Annotated in this window: 16 protein-coding genes; 5 read left to right on the top strand and 11 right to left on the bottom strand. The window is 69.9% G+C overall.

Translation table 11 applies throughout. The features are described from left to right. Entirely contained in the window at positions 1 to 1086 is a 1086-nt protein-coding gene (gene ada / locus FRZ32_RS00820; RefSeq protein WP_147041711.1) for a bifunctional DNA-binding transcriptional regulator/O6-methylguanine-DNA methyltransferase Ada, read from the top strand. On the opposite strand, the gene FRZ32_RS00815 is transcribed toward ada, so the two are convergent. The 3 genes from FRZ32_RS00815 to FRZ32_RS00805 form a co-directional block, all read right to left on the bottom strand. Further along, on the bottom strand, positions 1083 to 2621 hold the full coding sequence (locus FRZ32_RS00815) for a trypsin-like peptidase domain-containing protein (RefSeq protein WP_192901862.1): 1539 nt from the start codon (positions 2619 to 2621) through the stop codon (positions 1083 to 1085). The genes ada and FRZ32_RS00815 overlap by 4 nt on opposite strands. A gap of 32 nt (positions 2622 to 2653) precedes the next feature. After that, positions 2654 to 4165, bottom strand: coding sequence for a hypothetical protein (locus FRZ32_RS00810; protein WP_147041710.1), 1512 nt, complete (start codon positions 4163 to 4165; stop codon positions 2654 to 2656). A gap of 110 nt (positions 4166 to 4275) precedes the next feature. Beyond that, positions 4276 to 6447 (bottom strand): primosomal protein N', encoded by a 2172-nt coding sequence (locus tag FRZ32_RS00805; RefSeq protein ID WP_147041709.1) that lies wholly within the window; start codon positions 6445 to 6447, stop codon positions 4276 to 4278. A gap of 73 nt (positions 6448 to 6520) precedes the next feature. Between FRZ32_RS00805 and FRZ32_RS00800 the strand changes: the two genes are divergently transcribed. After that, positions 6521 to 7762, top strand: a complete 1242-nt coding sequence (locus FRZ32_RS00800; RefSeq protein WP_158635776.1) for a DUF418 domain-containing protein — start codon at positions 6521 to 6523, stop codon at positions 7760 to 7762. Between the two features lies 1 nt (position 7763). Here FRZ32_RS00800 and FRZ32_RS00795 read toward each other — a convergent pair whose 3' ends face one another. Together FRZ32_RS00795 and FRZ32_RS00790 are read right to left on the bottom strand one after the other, a co-directional pair. Next, positions 7764 to 8270, bottom strand: coding sequence for a CcdC protein domain-containing protein (locus tag FRZ32_RS00795; RefSeq protein ID WP_147041707.1), 507 nt, complete (start codon positions 8268 to 8270; stop codon positions 7764 to 7766). 61 nt (positions 8271 to 8331) lie between these two features. Next, a complete protein-coding gene (locus tag FRZ32_RS00790; RefSeq protein ID WP_205008229.1) occupies positions 8332 to 9654 on the bottom strand; it encodes an acetamidase/formamidase family protein in 1323 nt (440 codons plus the stop codon). Between the two features lie 180 nt (positions 9655 to 9834). Between FRZ32_RS00790 and fsa the strand changes: the two genes are divergently transcribed. From fsa to FRZ32_RS00775, 3 genes are all read left to right on the top strand, one after another. After that, entirely contained in the window at positions 9835 to 10488 is a 654-nt protein-coding gene (fsa, locus tag FRZ32_RS00785) for a fructose-6-phosphate aldolase (RefSeq protein WP_147041706.1), read from the top strand. A gap of 108 nt (positions 10489 to 10596) precedes the next feature. Then, positions 10597 to 11157 (top strand): DUF484 family protein, encoded by a 561-nt coding sequence (locus FRZ32_RS00780; protein WP_147041705.1) that lies wholly within the window; start codon positions 10597 to 10599, stop codon positions 11155 to 11157. Further along, positions 11142 to 12077 carry a tyrosine recombinase XerC gene (locus tag FRZ32_RS00775; RefSeq protein WP_147041704.1) on the top strand — a complete coding sequence of 312 codons (936 nt, stop codon included), beginning with the start codon at positions 11142 to 11144 and terminating at the stop codon, positions 12075 to 12077. The genes FRZ32_RS00780 and FRZ32_RS00775 overlap by 16 nt, the downstream gene beginning before the upstream one ends. 1 nt (position 12078) lies before the next feature. Here the strand turns inward: FRZ32_RS00775 and FRZ32_RS00770 are convergent, their stop codons facing one another. From FRZ32_RS00770 to rsmI, 6 genes are all read right to left on the bottom strand, one after another. Next, positions 12079 to 12477, bottom strand: coding sequence for a hypothetical protein (locus FRZ32_RS00770; RefSeq protein WP_147041703.1), 399 nt, complete (start codon positions 12475 to 12477; stop codon positions 12079 to 12081). Further along, positions 12428 to 12820 (bottom strand): hypothetical protein, encoded by a 393-nt coding sequence (locus tag FRZ32_RS00765; RefSeq protein ID WP_147041702.1) that lies wholly within the window; start codon positions 12818 to 12820, stop codon positions 12428 to 12430. The genes FRZ32_RS00770 and FRZ32_RS00765 overlap by 50 nt, the downstream gene beginning before the upstream one ends. Further along, positions 12817 to 13278, bottom strand: a complete 462-nt coding sequence (locus FRZ32_RS00760) for a hypothetical protein (RefSeq protein ID WP_147041701.1) — start codon at positions 13276 to 13278, stop codon at positions 12817 to 12819. Before FRZ32_RS00760 ends, FRZ32_RS00765 begins: the two co-directional genes overlap by 4 nt. A gap of 120 nt (positions 13279 to 13398) precedes the next feature. Beyond that, the gene (gshB, locus tag FRZ32_RS00755; protein WP_147041700.1) at positions 13399 to 14352 is read right to left on the bottom strand and encodes a glutathione synthase; all 954 of its coding nucleotides are present in this window, start codon (positions 14350 to 14352) and stop codon (positions 13399 to 13401) included. A 57-nt stretch (positions 14353 to 14409) separates the two neighbouring features. Beyond that, on the bottom strand, positions 14410 to 14760 hold the full coding sequence (locus FRZ32_RS00750) for a YraN family protein (RefSeq protein WP_147041699.1): 351 nt from the start codon (positions 14758 to 14760) through the stop codon (positions 14410 to 14412). Next, the gene (gene rsmI / locus FRZ32_RS00745; RefSeq protein ID WP_147041698.1) at positions 14757 to 15587 is read right to left on the bottom strand and encodes a 16S rRNA (cytidine(1402)-2'-O)-methyltransferase; all 831 of its coding nucleotides are present in this window, start codon (positions 15585 to 15587) and stop codon (positions 14757 to 14759) included. The genes FRZ32_RS00750 and rsmI overlap by 4 nt, the downstream gene beginning before the upstream one ends. Between the last annotated feature and the right edge of the window lie 2 nt (positions 15588 to 15589).

Here is a 15589-nt window from a genome sequence, read left to right as displayed (position 1 = left end):
ATGGCGAGCATTGCACATCTGCCGCGCGCGAATAGGTCAGGGGCGGTGAACGACGCGCAGCCTGTTTCGGACGAGGCCGCCTGGGCGGCGGTGATGCGGCGCGACCGGAGGATGGACGGACGCTTCGTCACCGGCGTGCTCACCACCGGCATCTATTGCCGTCCGTCCTGCGCCGCGCGGCACCCGCGGCGCGAGAATGTCCGTTTCTTCGCGACCGGCGCCGAGGCCGAGGCGGCGGGGCTGCGGCCCTGCCTCCGGTGCAAGCCGGACGAGGTCGCGCGCGACGATGCGGCGCTTGAGCAGGCCTATCGCCTGATCGCCGACGCGCAGGACGCGCTGTCGCTGGAGGCGCTGGCCGGGGCGGTCGGCTATTCACCGCATCATTTCCACCGCCTGTTCAAGCGCGCGACCGGGGTCACGCCGGCGGCCTATTACCGGACGCTGCGCGCGAAGCGGGCCGAGGCGGCGCTGGCGGACAATGCGCGGATCACCGACGCCATCTACGATGCGGGCTACTCCGGCCCCGCCCGCTTCTATGCCGAATCGAAGCGCCGGCTCGGCATGACCCCGTCGGCCTGGCGCGACGGTGGGCGCGGCGAGACGATCCGCTGGGCGACCGCCGAAACCGATCTCGGCACCATGCTCGTCGCGGCGACCGGCAAGGGCATTTGCCGCCTCTCCTTCGACGAGGACGAGGGCGCGCTTCGGCGGCGCTTCCCGAATGCGACGATCGAGCCGGGCGGCGCGGCGATGGCCGATCTGGTGCGCCGGACGGTGGCCGCGGTGAACGCGCCGGAAAAGCCGCATGATCTTCCGCTCGACGTGCGCGGGACGGCCTTCCAGGAGGCGGTGTGGCGCGAGCTCCAGCGCATCCCGGCGGGCGAGACGCGAAGCTACGCGCAGATCGCCGCCGCGGTCGGGCGGCCGGCGGCGGTGCGCGCGGCCGGGTCGGCGAACGGCGACAATGCGATCGCTGTGCTGATCCCCTGCCACCGCGTCATCCGCACCGACGGCACGCTCGGCGGCTATGCCTATGGGCTGGAGCGCAAGGCCAGGCTGCTGGCGCGGGAGCGGGCGCGGCCCTAATGCGCCCCGGCCGGCGTCGCCGCGCCCTCGCGCTCGCAGGCATAGACCAGCCGCTCGTTCGGCAGGCGGGGCAGCTGCGCGGCAAGCTCGCGCTGGCGGTCCGCGAGGATGGTTCTGGCCTCCTCGTTCGGCGAGCAGCTCTTGTCGCTGTCGCCCTGCAACGCCCGCAGCCGCGTCATCGCCTGGCCATCGAGCAGGTAGCGGGTGACCACATATTCGCCGGTCGATGGGTTGAAGCTGGTTGCGGCGACCGCCGCGTCGTCCTCGGGCACGATGATGCGGGTCCACACCTCGCCCTGCCGCGCATATTGGGTGTGCCCGTCGGCGCAGCCGCCGACGCTCCAGTCGATGGTGACCGGGTCGGTCGAGGAAACGGTGACTCGGCTTCGTTCCGGGACGATCCGGCACAGGTTCCGGCCGACGAAGCGGGTCGGCGGCGGCGTCGCGACCGGCGGCGCGGCGGGGCGCTCGGCGAGCGCGGCCTGGATGCTCGGCCGGGTCGCGAAGACGATGATCGCTGCAAGGATAAGGAGCGCGCCCGCCGCAGCGACGGGGATCAGATATTTCCGCTGGTCCTTCACGTAGAGGATGCCGGCGGCTTCGAACGCGAGCAGCGACAAGGCGAGCAGCAGGGCGGCGATGCCGAGCCTGGTGTCGCGCCGGTCCTCGATCTCGGCGAGCGTCCGGGCGCGTTCGTCGGCCGCCCGGCGGGCGCGCTGATCGGCGGCTTCGTCGGCGGCGCGGGCGGCGGCATCGGCGCGCTCCTGGTCGGCCCGCAACTGGTCGGCCATGGAGACGCAGGGCGTGTCGATCGCCTGGAACGGCTGGTTCGCCTGGCGCAGGAACTGCGTCAGCTCGCGGTTGGAGACGGCGAAGGCGAAGCTCGAATCGCCCTCGTCATTATGGGTGATGAGCGTGTTGACGCCGATCACCCGGCCGCACTGATCGAGCAGCGGCCCGCCGCTGTTGCCGCGCGCGATCTGGGCGGTGTGGAGCAGCAGCGTGATGCCGTTGATCGTGCGCAGGTTGGAAAAGATGCCGACCGAGCGCGTCGAGGGGAGGGGGCGGATATAATCCTCCGCCGAACGCGCGGTCGCGAGATCGACATTGCCCGGATAGCCCAGCGCCGCCACCGACGTCCCGTCGTCGATCGGCCCGACATAGAGCGGGATCGAGGGGATCGAGCCCTGCGGCAGCTCGAGCAGCGCGAGATCGCGGGCCGGATCCACGGTCACGACCCGCGCCCGATAGGCCTGGTTCCCTTCCGACGGGACGACGCCGACGGTGACGCTGCCGCCCTCCTGCGCCTGCGTCATCGCGACGACATGGGCATTGGTGACGATCCGGTTGGGCGCGATCGCGAAGCCGCTGCCATGGCCGAAATCGACGACCTCGCCGTCCTCGCCGAACGCGATGACGACGACACGCACGACGCTTCGCCCGGCCGCCGATATGTCGTCGGCATGCGCCGGCGTCGCGACGGCGAGCAGCGCGAGCAGCAGCGCGGCCCAGCAGCGGGCGATCATACGTCCCATCGGCGCGCTTCTCCCCGCCGCGCGGGGCCGCGTCAATGGGTGCGATCTCGGCCGTCGTCGGTTGAGGGAGCATCGAGCCGGGCGAGCGCGGCCGCCGGTCCGTCGCTGGCGAGAACGGCCAGCACGTCGGCGATCCGCGGCCCCAGCCTTCCTGAGTGTCCGTCGCTGGTCAGCGGCGTCAGCACCCCCCGCGCCCCGGCGGCATTGCCAGCAACCAGCAGCTGACGCCCGGCGAGCAGCCGCAGGTCCCGATCCTCGGGCGCGAGCTCGAACGCCGTGTACAGGCCCTCGATCGCATTCTGGGTCGGCGGGATTCCTTCTGCCGCGAAGCTCTTGAAAAACAGTTCGAGCGGCTGAGGCGCGTCGGGATCGAGATGGTTGGCGGCCGACAGCCGGCGCCGAACCTCCTGCCACTGCGCCGGGGTGGCGTCGCCGGAGGCGGCGATGCGGCCCCACATCGCCCATGCCCGGTAGACTGCCGCGTCGACCGAATGCGGATCGACGGCCAGCGCCCGATCCGCCGCCGCCTCGGATTCGGCGAAATTGCGGGCATCATGTTCGGCCTCGGCAAGCGCCACCTGGACGCGCGCGTCATCCGGGAAGCGGGCGGCGATCCGTCGCGCTTCGGGGATCAAGCTGTTGGCCTCGCGAGAATCGACGCCGCGCTTGGAGTGGAGCTTCACATACATCATCGCGGTTTCGCCGGCCGTGAGCGGACGGATCGCGACGGGACGGATCGGAACCTGCGCGGCCGGGACCAAGGCGTAAGTGAAGTGCCGCTGATCGAAATAGCGGCGGAGGTCACGGTCGAGCTGGTCGAGATCGCCGAACACATGCGTCGCCTGTTCGGCGGACTGCCCCTCGCTCAGGGCACGCAGGTAGGCATCGAGCTGGCCGCGACGGCTTTCGTCGAAGCTCAGATAGTGGCTGAGCAGCCAGCCCCGCCCATAGACAACGGCCAGCGTCTCGCCGTCGCTGATCGGGTAACGGAGCGTCAGCAGCTCGCGCACGCTCATCGCCCGCGCGAGGGTCAATTCGATGTTTCTGTGCATTGCGGGAAGGCCGATTTGGACGCTGCCGTCCTCGGTGAAGCGCACGGTGGACCAGAATTCGGGATAGCCCTCGCTGAACCACAAGGGTGCTCCGAAACCGAAATTATTGAACAGGAAATGATGCGTATATTCGTGGAAGAGCACGGTCTGCGGATCAAGCCCTCCATCGGTGGGGACACGAGACACCTGGGATGTGAATGCAACCGATCCACTGGCCCGGCCGAAATAAATGCCGGCGACGCCGCGAGCGCCGAGCAGGGCGTCCAGCCGCCCCTGATCCGCGAGAACATAGACGGTGAGGCGCGTCTGCGGACTCCGGTCGAGATCGGCGCGGTGAAGCTGGAAGCGCAGCGTCGCATCGAACCGTTCGAGGTTTTCGGCGAAGCTCCGCAACTCCGCTTCGGTCTGCTCCGAATAAATGACGAAATGCCGCCCGCTCGCTTCCAGCCACCGCGCCTGCGCCGGCGCCGGCCAGGAAAGCAAGACAAGCAATCCAACGATAAAGGTCCTCACCGGTCAGCCCCCTGAAAAACGGCGAATAATCGTCGTAATGTTCCACAACCGTATAGGCACGGCAACTGGCCGGATGGAGCAGCTCTCGTTTAGAGAAAGCTATAGGGATCGACATCCACTGAAACGCGCACGCTCGCGCGCCAGGAAAGGGCGCCGAGCCAGTCGCGGATGATGTCCTGCACCGGCACCGGGCGCGCGGCGTGGACGAGGAGGCGGTAGCGGTGGCGGCCGCGCAGCATGGCGAGCGGCGCCGGCGCGGGGCCGAACACCGCCATATTCTCGTGAGTCGGGGCGGCGCGGCCGATCATCCGCGCGGTCTCCATCGCCTCCGCCTGGTCCTCCGACGAGACGATGATCGCTGCAAGGCGGCCGAAGGGGGGCATCCCGGCCTCGCGCCGCGCGTCGGTCTCGGCGGCGTAGAAGCCCTCCGCATCGCCGCTCACCAGCGCCTGGATCACACGCGCGCCGGGCTCGTGCGTCTGGACGAGCACCCGCCCCGGCTTGTCGCCACGGCCCGCGCGGCCGGAAACCTGCCGGATCTGCTGGAAGGTGCGCTCGGCGGCGCGAAGATCGCCGCCGGCGAGGCCGAGATCGGCATCGACGACGCCGACCAGCGTCAGGTTCGGGAAATGATAGCCCTTGGTGACAAGCTGGGTGCCGATGACGATGTCGATCTCGCCCGCCTCCATCCGCGCGACGAACTCGGCCGCCTTGGCCGGCGACCAGATCGTGTCGGAGGTGACGATCGCGGTCCGCGCGTCGGGGAAAAGCGCGGCGACCTCGTCGGCGATCCGCTCGACGCCCGGGCCGCAGGGGACGAGGCTGTCCTCCGCCCGGCATTCGGGGCAGGCCTGCGGGGTCGGCATGACATGGCCGCAATGGTGGCAGGCGAGCCGGCGGGTGAAGCGATGCTCGACCATCCAGGCGGTGCAGTTCGGGCATTGGAAACGGTAGCCGCAATGGCGGCACAGGGTGAGCGGCGCATAGCCGCGCCGGTTGAGGAACAGGAGCGATTGCTCCTCCGCCTCCAGATTGGCCTCCAGCGCGGCGACCAGTTCCGGTGCCAGCCAGCGCCCGCGTGGCGGCGGATCGGCGAGAAGATCGAGCGCCTTCATGTCGGGCAGCCGCGCCCCGCCATAGCGATCGGGCAGTTTCAATTCGGCATAGGTGCCGCTTTCCGCCATATGCCGCGTCTCGATCGCCGGCGTCGCGGAGGCGAGGACGACCGGAATCTGCTCGAACGATCCGCGCATCACCGCGACGTCGCGGGCATGATAGGGGACGCCGTCCTCCTGCTTGAAGCTCGCCTCGTGCGCCTCGTCGACGACGATGAGGCCGAGCTTCGGATAGGGAAGGAACAGCGCCGATCGCGCGCCGACCACAACCTCCGCCTCGCCGCTCGCGATCGCGCGCCAGGCGCGGCGCCGCTGCGACTGCCGCAGGCCGGAATGCCACGCCACCGGCTCGCAGCCGAAGCGGGCGGCGAAGCGCTTCAGGAACGGCTCGGTGAGCGCGATCTCGGGGAGCAGGATCAGCGTCTGGCGACCCTGTCGGAGCGCCTCGGCGATCGCTTCGAAATAGACTTCGGTCTTGCCGGAGCCGGTCACGCCGTCGAGCAGGATCGGGGCGAAAGCGGCGGCGTCGACGGCGCGGCGCAGCGCGTCAGCCGCCTCGGCCTGCGCGGGCTCCAGTGCCGGTGGATCGTGGTCCGGATCGGGCACCGGCCAGGGATCGTCGACCGTCACCTCGACCGCCTCGATCGCCCCGGCCTTGACGAGGCCGCGGATCACGCCGTCCGAAACGCCGCCGATGATCGCGAGCTCGCGGATCAGGCCCATGCGCTCGCCGATCCGCTCCAGAGCCTGCTCGCGCTGCGGCGTCATCCGGTCGGGGACGTGGCCGGTCGCTCGATATTCGGTGATCGATCGCGCGCCCTCCAGCGCGCCGGCGGAGGGCAGCGCCATGCGAAGCACCGCCCCCATGGGCGCGAGATAATAATCCGACGTCCATTCGATCAGCCGCCTGAGCGCCGCCGGGATCGGTGGCACGTCATAAGCGTGGAGGAGCGGGCGAAGGCGATTGTCGCCGACGCTCTCGGCCCGCGCGCGTTCCGGTTCCCAGACGACGCCGACCAGCTGGCGCGGCCCGAGCGGCGCGACGACGACCGAGCCAGGCGCCACCGTCATGCCCTGCGGCACGCGATAGTCGAGCGGGCCCAATGCGGCGTTGAGGAGGATCAGGCGGGCGCGATCGCGGGTCATGCGCGCCCCATATGGCGATTTGCGCGGCGCCGGGGAACGGCGTATCGATCGGCAAGCCGCGAAGGGGGAGCGGATGAGCGAGGCCACATCTGCCGGACCGGTCGCCCAGCGTGAGCGGATCGCCGATATCGACGTGCTTCGCGGCGCTGCCCTGTTCGGGGTCTTCCTGGTCAATCTCACCGGCTTCGGCGCCGCCGGAATCATGGCGACGGAGGGAGAGCTCGCCGCGCTTCCCACCGCTCCGGTCGATCGCGCCGTCGCCTTCGCGATCGACTGGCTGGTTGCGGACAAGGCGAACACGATCTTCGCCTTCCTGTTCGGCCTCGGCTTCTACATCCAGATGGAGCGCGGCCTCGCCCGCGATCCCGGCTTCGCGCGCGTCTATGCGCGGCGGATCGCGATCCTCGCCCTGTTCGGCTGGGCCCATCTCGTCTTCCTGTGGACCTGGGACATTTTGCACCTCTACGGCATGGTCGGATTCGCCTTGCTCGCGATGCGGCGCGTGTCGGATCGGGCGCTGCTCGCGATCGGCCTGCCGCTGCTCTTGATCGACGGCCACCTGCTCGAATGGGGGCTCGGCGCGCTTGGCATCGGCGGGGGCGGCGCGGACTTCTACGCCGACGCCGCCGTGCTGGCGCGTCAGGCGGCCGATTATCCTCAGGAGCTCGCCCTCACCTGGCGCTGGACCTGGATCGATTACATCGTCAACGGGCAGCTCGTGGCGTGGATGATCTACGCCCTCGGTCGCTTCGCCATGGGCGCCTGGGTGGGGCGCAAGGGATGGATCCAGCGCCCCGACGCGGCGATGCCCGGCTTTCGACGCGCGCTCGTCCTGTGCCTCCCGCTCGGCCTCGCCCTGTCGCTGCTCGCGCGGCTGCTCGAGGCGAAGTTGCTCGGCCCGGCCTTCGCTGGCGAGGCATGGGGCCATCTCGGCTCGGCGCTGCGGCCGGCCGCCGCGGCGCTGCTTGCGGCGGGCTATCTCTGCGGCGTCATGGTCGCGCTTCGCAGCGCCGCCGGACGGGCTCTGCTCGCCCCGCTGCGCCATGTCGGCCAGATGGCGCTGACCAATTATGTGACGCAGAGTTTCGTCATCGCCTTCGTGCTGTTCGGGATCGGGCCGGGCCTCGGCCTCGCCGGGCGGATCGGAACCGCCTGGCTGGCGGCCATCGCGGTGGCGGGGTTCGTCGCGCAGGTGGCGCTGAGCCGGCTGTGGCTCTCGCGCTTCGCCTTCGGTCCGCTCGAATGGGCGTGGCGCGCGCTGACCTATGGCCGCCGGCCGCGCTTCCGGCGGGCGGCTGCGCTCGCGGCGGCCTAGACTAGCCCCGACGCGCCTCGGCGAGCAGGCGTGAGCCGCGCAGGTACATTTCGAGCCGGGTCATGCTCAGCAGGCCGAGCGCGAAGGCGACCAGGCAATCGGTGCCGAGCGCGACGACATCCGCCCCGCCGAAGCTCGCCGCCTCGCGAAGCGCGTAGCGAAGCGCGATGATGGCGAGGATGAAGGCCATCGCGGCCGGCGAGCTGCGCTGGTTCAGCGCATGGGTTTCGGGATCGACCTCGATCCGCATCGTCTTGCCGCGCTGCCACCCGATCGCCGCTCCGGCAATGAGCGCGAGCAGGCTCCACACCCAGCCGAGCCCGTGCGGCGTCATCGTCGCGAACAGCAGGGCGGCGAGCGCGGTATAGATGGCCGGGACCACCCAGAGATATTCGAGCCGAAGTCGGCGCGCCCGGCCCATGTTGCGGAAGCGCAGCGCCATCACCACCGCGATGACCAGGACCGGAATGATCCAGGAGTATGGCGAGTGCGAAGGCTGGGCGTGCATCGCGCGTGGATAGCCGGCGGCCCGCGCCCTTGCAACGCGGGCCGAATGCAGCGCCTTCGTGCTATTCGCGAGCCTGGTTCGGCCGGGTTCGCGGTGTCAGGCCCGCGAGCAGCGCCTTCGGAAATTTCGCGACCATGCCGATGTCGCGCCCGGCCAGCGTGACGATCGAGAATTGCGCGCCGGAGCCGAGCAGTTGCGCGGTCTCCGACAGTGTCAGGCCGTAGTCCTGAATGAGCCACTGGGTGAGGTTGGAACTGGCGAGCCGCGTCGCCTCCTCCATCGTGCCCGCCTGGCCGATGGCCATCAGGTGGGTCGGCGATTCGACGCGTGGGCCGACGATCGAGCGGCCCTGGATCAGATCGATCGTGATCGTCACGTCCATCGAGGTTTCGAGCGCGAACTGGCTCGTCTCGCCTTCGCCCTGCGCGGCATGGGCGTCGCCGACATAGAGGAGCGCGCCCGGCTGCTGGACCGGAAGATAGACGATATTGCCCTCGATCACCTCGTTGAAATCCATGTTGCCGCCATAGCGGCCGCTGTCCCCGGTCGAAGGCGGGGCGAAGCCGAAGCCCGGCGCGACCGCGATCCCGCCGAGCATCGGCCGCAGCGGCACCGAATAATCGTGCAGCCGTTCGGGCGGATCGGCGGGCCGCGCGCGGCTGTGCGCGCGATCGATCGTCCAGCGAACCGGGCGGCCGAGCTCGCGATCGGCCAGGATCATCGCGCGGCTCTGAAGGCGGTTGACGATCATGTCGAGGCTGTCCGCCCAGTCGCGATTGGGACGGAGCCGATCGATCCGGACGACGAGCGTGTCGCCGGGCGCGGCGCCGGCGATGAAGAAGGGGCCGGTCTGCGGATTGCCGTACAACGCCCGCGTCGCCCCGTTCGCGTCGACGCCGCCGGAATCGATTGTCTGCGTCCGGATCGTGTCGCCCGGCCAGACGGTCAGCACCGGCGCGCGATCAGCGGTGAACAGGTTGGAAAAATCGGTCGGCGCGAAATCATAAGTGCGCGGTCCGCCCGCCGGCCGCTCGGGCAGCCGGCGCGCGGTGAAATCGTGGCGCGCGCGCGTGTCATTGGCCGGTCGATCGACGTCTCCGCGCAGCGTGTCGCCGGCGAGGGTGCCGGTGAAATGCAGCGTGCCGCCGCTCGCGCCCGTCACCGTGAAGTCGAGCGTGTCGCCGCGCATCGTCCCGGCCAGCGGATCGCCGTCGACGTCGCCGGTCAGCGACTCCCCGTCGCGCCGCAAGGTCATCGCCTCGTAGAGCCGGTTGCCCCACATGTCGGTGGTGATGAGCCAATGCTCGGCGGCCGCGCCTGGCGGCGTATCGGCAGGCGGTGCCGCGGCGGGCTGGAGCAGAAGCGCGGCGAGCCAGTATTTCAAGGATCCATCTCCCCCGTTACATTTGTAGCACCTGGCTGAGGTGGACCTGCGCAGCTGTCAAACAGGCGCGCGGCGAGCCGCGCCTGCCCTGCGACAGGTTGTGCCAGTCTCCGGCGGCGCGTCGTGGCGCGGAACCGGCTATAGGCTCGCATTGCCGATTCGCTTGAGGGGCCATTTCCGATGAAATTCTTCGCCGACACCGCCGACACCGCCGAGATTCGCGACCTGGCCGAGGCCGGGCTTGTCGACGGGGTCACCACCAATCCCTCGCTGATCCACAAATCCGGGCGCGATTTCGTCGAGGTCACGCGCGAGATTTGCGGGATCGTCTCCGGCCCGGTGTCCGCCGAGGTGGTCGCGACCGAGCATGATCAGATGATGCGCGAGGCCGAGGTGCTGCGGAAGATCGCCGACAATATCGCGATCAAGGTGCCGCTCACCATCGACGGCCTCAAGACCTGCCGCAAGCTCACCGGCGACGGCACGATGGTGAACGTCACCCTGTGCTTTTCGGCCAACCAGGCGTTGCTCGCGGCCAAGGCCGGCGCGACCTTCGTCTCTCCCTTCGTCGGCCGGCATGACGATGTCGGCTATCCCGGCATGGAGCTGATCGCCGACATCCGTCTCATCTACGACAATTACGATTTCGCGACCGAGATCCTGGTCGCGAGCGTTCGCAACCCCATCCATGTCCACGATGCGGCCAAGCTCGGCGCCGACGTGATGACGGCGCCGCCGGCGGTGATCCGCCAGCTCGTCAAGCATCCGCTGACCGACAACGGCCTCAAGGCCTTCCTCGCCGACTGGGAAAAGACCGGACAGAAGATCGTCTGACATGGTCCTCCCCGTCGCCTTCGGCGACAGGGAGGATCGCGATAGCCCTCCGTCCGGAATAATCATTTCGCCATCGCTTCTTAACCATATCCGCTGTAGGCTCGGGCGATGGGCAGGGTGATCAGCTTCGAGGACCGGGCGGTGGCGACGCTGCGGGCCCGCGTCGCGGCGGCGGAGGAGGCCAATCAGGACCTCATCGCCTTCGCGCGCGGCCATTCGGGCGCGGTCGCCTCGATCCACGCCGCCGTCCTCGCCGCGATCGAGGCCGAGGGGCTCGATCATCTGATCCATATCGTCACCCAGGAATGGCCGCATCTGCTCGGGCTCGATGCGGTCGCGATCGCGCTCTGGGCGGGGACGACCGGCGTCCGCGCCGACGCGTCGGGCCTGCAGTTCGTCGATCCGCGCCTGCTGGAACGATCGGTGCGTGCGTTCGACGGGGTCGCCCTTCGCGGTGTCGAGCGTGGCCATCCGCTGTTCGGCCCCGCCTGCTCGCTGATCCGCGCCGAGGCGCTGATCCGGCTGGAGAACGATCCGCCGCTGCCCTCGGGCCTGCTCGCGCTCGGCCAGCGCGGGTCCCAGCGGTTCGAAACGCCGCACGGATCGGAACTGCTCCTCTTTCTCGGGCGGGTTCTCGCCCGCTGCATGGGCCGGTGGCTGATCCCCTAGCGGACGGGCCGGACGCGCATCCGGCGAGCCGGCTGGCGCTCCGCTGGCACGATCACCTGCTGAAGGAACGACGCCGGTCGGACCATACGGTGCGGGCCTATGTCGCGACCGCGCATCGGCTCGTGGCCTTTCTCGGCCCGCATCTCGGCGGCACGGTCGACGGCGCGGCGCTGCTTTCGCTGAAGCCTGCGGACCTTCGCGCCTATCTGACGAGGCGGCGGGCGGCGGGCCTCTCGAATGCCTCGGCGGCGCGCGAGCTTTCGGCGATTCGCGGCTTCCTCGCCTTCGCCGCGGCGCAGGAAGGGCGCGAGGCGGCTCTGCCCCGGATCAAGGGGCCGAAGAAGCCGCGCAGCGTCCCGCGCCCGATCTCGCCGGACCAGGCGGTCGCGCTTGCCGAAGAGGCGGCGGACGAGGCGAGCCAGCCCTGGATCGCGGCGCGCGACCTGGCGTTGCTGACCTTGCTCTACGGCGCCGGCCTGCGCGTCGCCGAGGCGCTTGCGCTCACCGGCGCGGCGCTGCCGATGGGAGAGACGATCGCGGTCACCGGCAAGCGCAACAAGACGCGGATCGTCCCGCTGCTGGCGACGGTGCGCGAGGCGATCGAGGCCTATCTCGCGCTCTGCCCTTATCCGGTGAACCGTGAGGCGCCGCTGTTCCGGGGGGCGCGCGGCGGCCCCCTGCGCGGGGAGATCGTCCGCCGCGCCGTCCGCAAGGCGCGCCGCGCGCTCGGGCTTCCGGAGCGCACGACACCGCATGCGCTTCGCCACAGCTTCGCGACCCACCTGCTCGGCCGAGGCGCAGACCTTCGCGCGCTGCAGGAGCTGCTCGGCCATGCGAGCCTCAGCTCGACCCAGATCTACACCGCCGTCGATGCGGCCCACCTGATGGACGTCTATCGGCACGCCCATCCCCGGGCCTGAGCTATTCGGCGTTCATCCGCAGCAGCTCGATCTCGCGCCGCAGCCGCTGGATTTCGAGCTGATAGACCTCGTTGCAGTCGATCCGCTGCGGCCGCCGGCCGATCGGGATGGTGAGCCGGACATAGGCCATCGCCTCCCGGTCGCGCTGGTCGGTGACGAATTGCCGCGCGACATCGCCGATCGGGCTCGCCGCGGTGCCGGTGGCGCCGAGATCGAGATAGGGGCCGGAATTGTTGATGCTCTGCCGACAGCGCGTGCCGCCCGGCGTCTCGATCGAATCCTCGCCGCCCGGGCCGCTCGGCGGTGGCGGGAGATAGACGCCATAGGTGTCGGCGAGCGCCGGCGCCGCTTCAAGCAGCAGGCAGGCGGCGAGCGGAAAGACGCGAGCAAACGCGCGCATGAAGAAGCTCCTCGGGGTTTTGCGCCCGCTCGGCACAGACGCGGAACGCATAGGTCTCGCCGGGCCGAAGCCCGGTCGCGATCACGAGTATGCGGCGGTTGGACCGGGCGGGCAGGGTGGTCGCGGCGGGCAGGATTCGCACGCGCACCTGTTCGGTCTCGTCCTCCGGCCCGATCGCATAGGCGTGGAAGGCGGTCGCGGTCGGATAGGGATTGATGAGGGTCAGGTAGAAACCCTTCCGGTCCGTGTCCGTGACTCCGGACTTTGCGAGCGGGCCGAGCCCGACCGCGAAGGCGGGCGCGGACGCCAGCGCCGCGAGTGCGAGGAGAGGCGCGCGCTTCATTGCGAGCAGGTCGTCGTCGTGTGGACGACATAGTCGCCGGCACCGAATCCGTTGCTGCTCGTCACCCGGGCGTTGATCGTGAACGTGTCGAGCAGGCGCACCTGCGAGCTCGACGAGCTCGAGCTCGTATAGGGCTGGTTGGAGCCGCCGAGCGAGGTGTAGCGGATTTGCGCCTGGGCACCGCTCGGGGCGCCGGATGGGGCGTCGACGGTCGGCGCCGAGAAGGTGACGGTCGGCGTCGCGCCGATCGCGACCACGGCCATCAGCGCGGCATTGCCGCCCGATTCCTCCGAGCCGACGATGGTCGGATCGCTCGATGCGGCGAGCCGCCCTTCGGTGCTGAGCGTCAGGATGCAGCTGGAGATGAGCGACCCCCGGAGGGTCACGTCCGCCGCCTGCGCCGGCGCGGCGAGCGCAAGCAGCGGCACGATGGGAACAAGCGTCTTGGCGTTGGGCATATCGGGCCTCCTTGATGGGGAGGCGATAGCTGCGCGTCCGTCAGAAAATGGTTAACGACCGCCAGATAAACATAAGAAAATCAGCAAGTTATATCCATAATGACGCCAGTTCGGACCGATCTAGCGCGCCGCCAGCTTCGCCTCGATCGCATCCCAGATGCGCGCCGGCGTGTCGGTCCCGTTGAAACGGTCGATGGCGACGATGCCGGTGGGGGAGGTGACGTTGATCTCGGTCAGCCACTGGCCGCCGATCACGTCGATGCCGACGAAGAGCAGGCCGCGCTTCTTGAGCTCCGGCCCGATCGCGGCGCAGATTTCGAGCTCGCGCGGCGTCAGGTCGGTCTTCGCGGCGGTGCCGCCGACCGCGAGGTTGGAGCGAATCTCGCCCGCGCCGGGGATCCGGTTCACCGCGCCGGCAACCTCGCCGTCGACCAGGACGATCCGCTTGTCCCCCTTGGCGACGCCGGGAAGGAAGGCCTGGACGACATGCGGCTCGCGGTAGGCGGTGTTGAACAACTCGATCAGCGAGGCGAGGTTCTGGCCGTCGCGGCCGATGCGGAAGACCGAGCCGCCGGCGAAGCCGTGGAGCGGCTTCACGACGATCTCGCCATGCTCCTCGAGGAATTCGCGGGCGCGATCGAGCGAGCGGGTGACGAGCGTCGGCGGCATGAAGCGCGCGAAATCCAGCACCCAGACCTTCTCGGGCGCGTTGCGAACGCTCACCGGATCGTTGACCACCAGGGTTTCGCCCCGGATGCGCTCCAGCAGGTGGGTCGCGGTGATGTAGCCGAGATCGAAGGGCGGGTCCTGCCGCATCAGCACGACGTCGACGTCGCGGCCGAGGTCGATCAGCTCAGGATCGCCGAAGCGGAAATGATCGCCGGCGACGCGCTGGACCGTGACCGGATGCGCTTCCGCCCAAAGGCGCCCGTCCCGCCAGCTCAGCGCTTCGGGCGCATAATGCCACAGACGATGCCCGCGCGCGGCCGCGCCGAGCATGATCGCGAAGGTCGAATCGCCCTCGATATTGATGCTCTCCAGCGGGTCCATCTGGACGGCGACGCGCAACGACATGAAGCTCATTCCTCCGGGCGAAATCGCGGCGAGGAATAGGCCCGACCGTGCGGCCTGTCACCCGTGCCAGACATTTTCGAGATGGCGCGGCAGGCGGCCCGGGACGATGAAGATGGCGTCGATGCGGATCGTGTCGCCCGGCCGGGCGTGCCGGGCGGCGAGCGCTTCGGCGGCGCGCGCGACACGGCGCAGCCGCCACTCGTCGAGCGATTGCGCCGCTTCGGCCTCGCCCGCGCGCGCCTTGACCTCGACGAAGGCGAGGGTGCGGCCGCGCCGGGCGACGATATCGACCTCGCCGACGGGGGTGCGCGCCCGCATCGCCAGGATTCGCCAGCCTTTCAGCCGCAGCCACCAGGCCGCGATCCGCTCTGCCCGACGCCCGCCGCGCTCGGCCTGCTGGCGCGTCACTTGAGCGTCTGCGCACGCTCATAGGCGAGGCGCCTGGGCACGCCGAGCGCCGCCGCCACCTCGGCCGCCGCGCGCGAAGGGGAGAGGCGGGTCAGCGCCTCGGCGAGCGCGGCATCGATCGCGGCCTCGTCGGCCGGCGCCGCCTCGCCGGGCGGCCCGACGACGATCACGATCTCGCCCTTGGGCGGCGCTTCGGCATAGCGATCGGCGAGCGCGGCGAGCGTGCCCGTCACCGTCTCCTCGAACGCCTTGCTGATCTCGCGCACCACGGCGGCGTCGCGTCTGCCAAGGCCGTCGCGCAGCGCCGCCAGCGCCCCGCCGAGCCTCGGCCCGCTTTCATAGAAGACCAAAGTCCCGTCGAACGCGGCCGCATCGGCGATCGCCGTGGCGCGCGCGCCTGCTTTTGAAGGAAGGAAGCCCAGGAAGGCGAATCGGTCGGTCGGCAGGCCGGCGAGGGTGAGCGCGGCGATGACGGCGCTCGGGCCGGGGATCGTCGTCACCTTCACCCCCGCCGCCCGCGCGTCGCGGACGAGCTTGTAGCCGGGATCGGAGATGAGCGGCGTTCCGGCGTCGCTGACCAAAGCCACCGCCTCGGCCGCCATCCGCGCGATCAGGCCGGGCCGGACCTTGTCGGCATTGTGATCGTGATAGGGGATCATCGGCCGCCGGGCACCGATATGGCGCAGCAGCTTGGCGGTCACGCGGCTGTCTTCGACCGCGATCAGATCGGCGCCGGCGAGAATCGCGGCGGCGCGCGGCGCCAGATCGGAAAGATTGCCGATCGGGGTCGCCACGATATAGAGGCCGGGTTCGAGCTTGTCGTCCATCC

This window comes from Sphingosinicella ginsenosidimutans (assembly GCF_007995055.1).
Taxonomy (GTDB): domain Bacteria; phylum Pseudomonadota; class Alphaproteobacteria; order Sphingomonadales; family Sphingomonadaceae; genus Allosphingosinicella; species Allosphingosinicella ginsenosidimutans.
This window is presented reverse-complemented; position numbering and strand designations above follow the sequence as displayed.

Bases quoted from the DNA above. Each gene is read 5' to 3' on its own strand.
- ada (WP_147041711.1), top strand. From the start codon at position 1: ATGGCGAGCATTGCACATCTGCCGCGCGCGAATAGGTCAGGGGCGGTG.
- FRZ32_RS00815 (WP_192901862.1), bottom strand. From the start codon at position 2,621: ATGGGACGTATGATCGCCCGCTGCTGGGCCGCGCTGCTGCTCGCGCTG.
- FRZ32_RS00805 (WP_147041709.1), bottom strand. From the start codon at position 6,447: ATGACCCGCGATCGCGCCCGCCTGATCCTCCTCAACGCCGCATTGGGC.
- FRZ32_RS00800 (WP_158635776.1), top strand. From the start codon at position 6,521: ATGAGCGAGGCCACATCTGCCGGACCGGTCGCCCAGCGTGAGCGGATC.
- FRZ32_RS00795 (WP_147041707.1), bottom strand. From the start codon at position 8,270: ATGCACGCCCAGCCTTCGCACTCGCCATACTCCTGGATCATTCCGGTC.
- fsa (WP_147041706.1), top strand. From the start codon at position 9,835: ATGAAATTCTTCGCCGACACCGCCGACACCGCCGAGATTCGCGACCTG.
- FRZ32_RS00780 (WP_147041705.1), top strand. From the start codon at position 10,597: ATGGGCAGGGTGATCAGCTTCGAGGACCGGGCGGTGGCGACGCTGCGG.
- FRZ32_RS00770 (WP_147041703.1), bottom strand. From the start codon at position 12,477: ATGCGCGCGTTTGCTCGCGTCTTTCCGCTCGCCGCCTGCCTGCTGCTT.
- FRZ32_RS00765 (WP_147041702.1), bottom strand. From the start codon at position 12,820: ATGAAGCGCGCGCCTCTCCTCGCACTCGCGGCGCTGGCGTCCGCGCCC.
- FRZ32_RS00760 (WP_147041701.1), bottom strand. From the start codon at position 13,278: ATGCCCAACGCCAAGACGCTTGTTCCCATCGTGCCGCTGCTTGCGCTC.
- gshB (WP_147041700.1), bottom strand. From the start codon at position 14,352: ATGTCGTTGCGCGTCGCCGTCCAGATGGACCCGCTGGAGAGCATCAAT.
- rsmI (WP_147041698.1), bottom strand. From the start codon at position 15,587: ATGGACGACAAGCTCGAACCCGGCCTCTATATCGTGGCGACCCCGATC.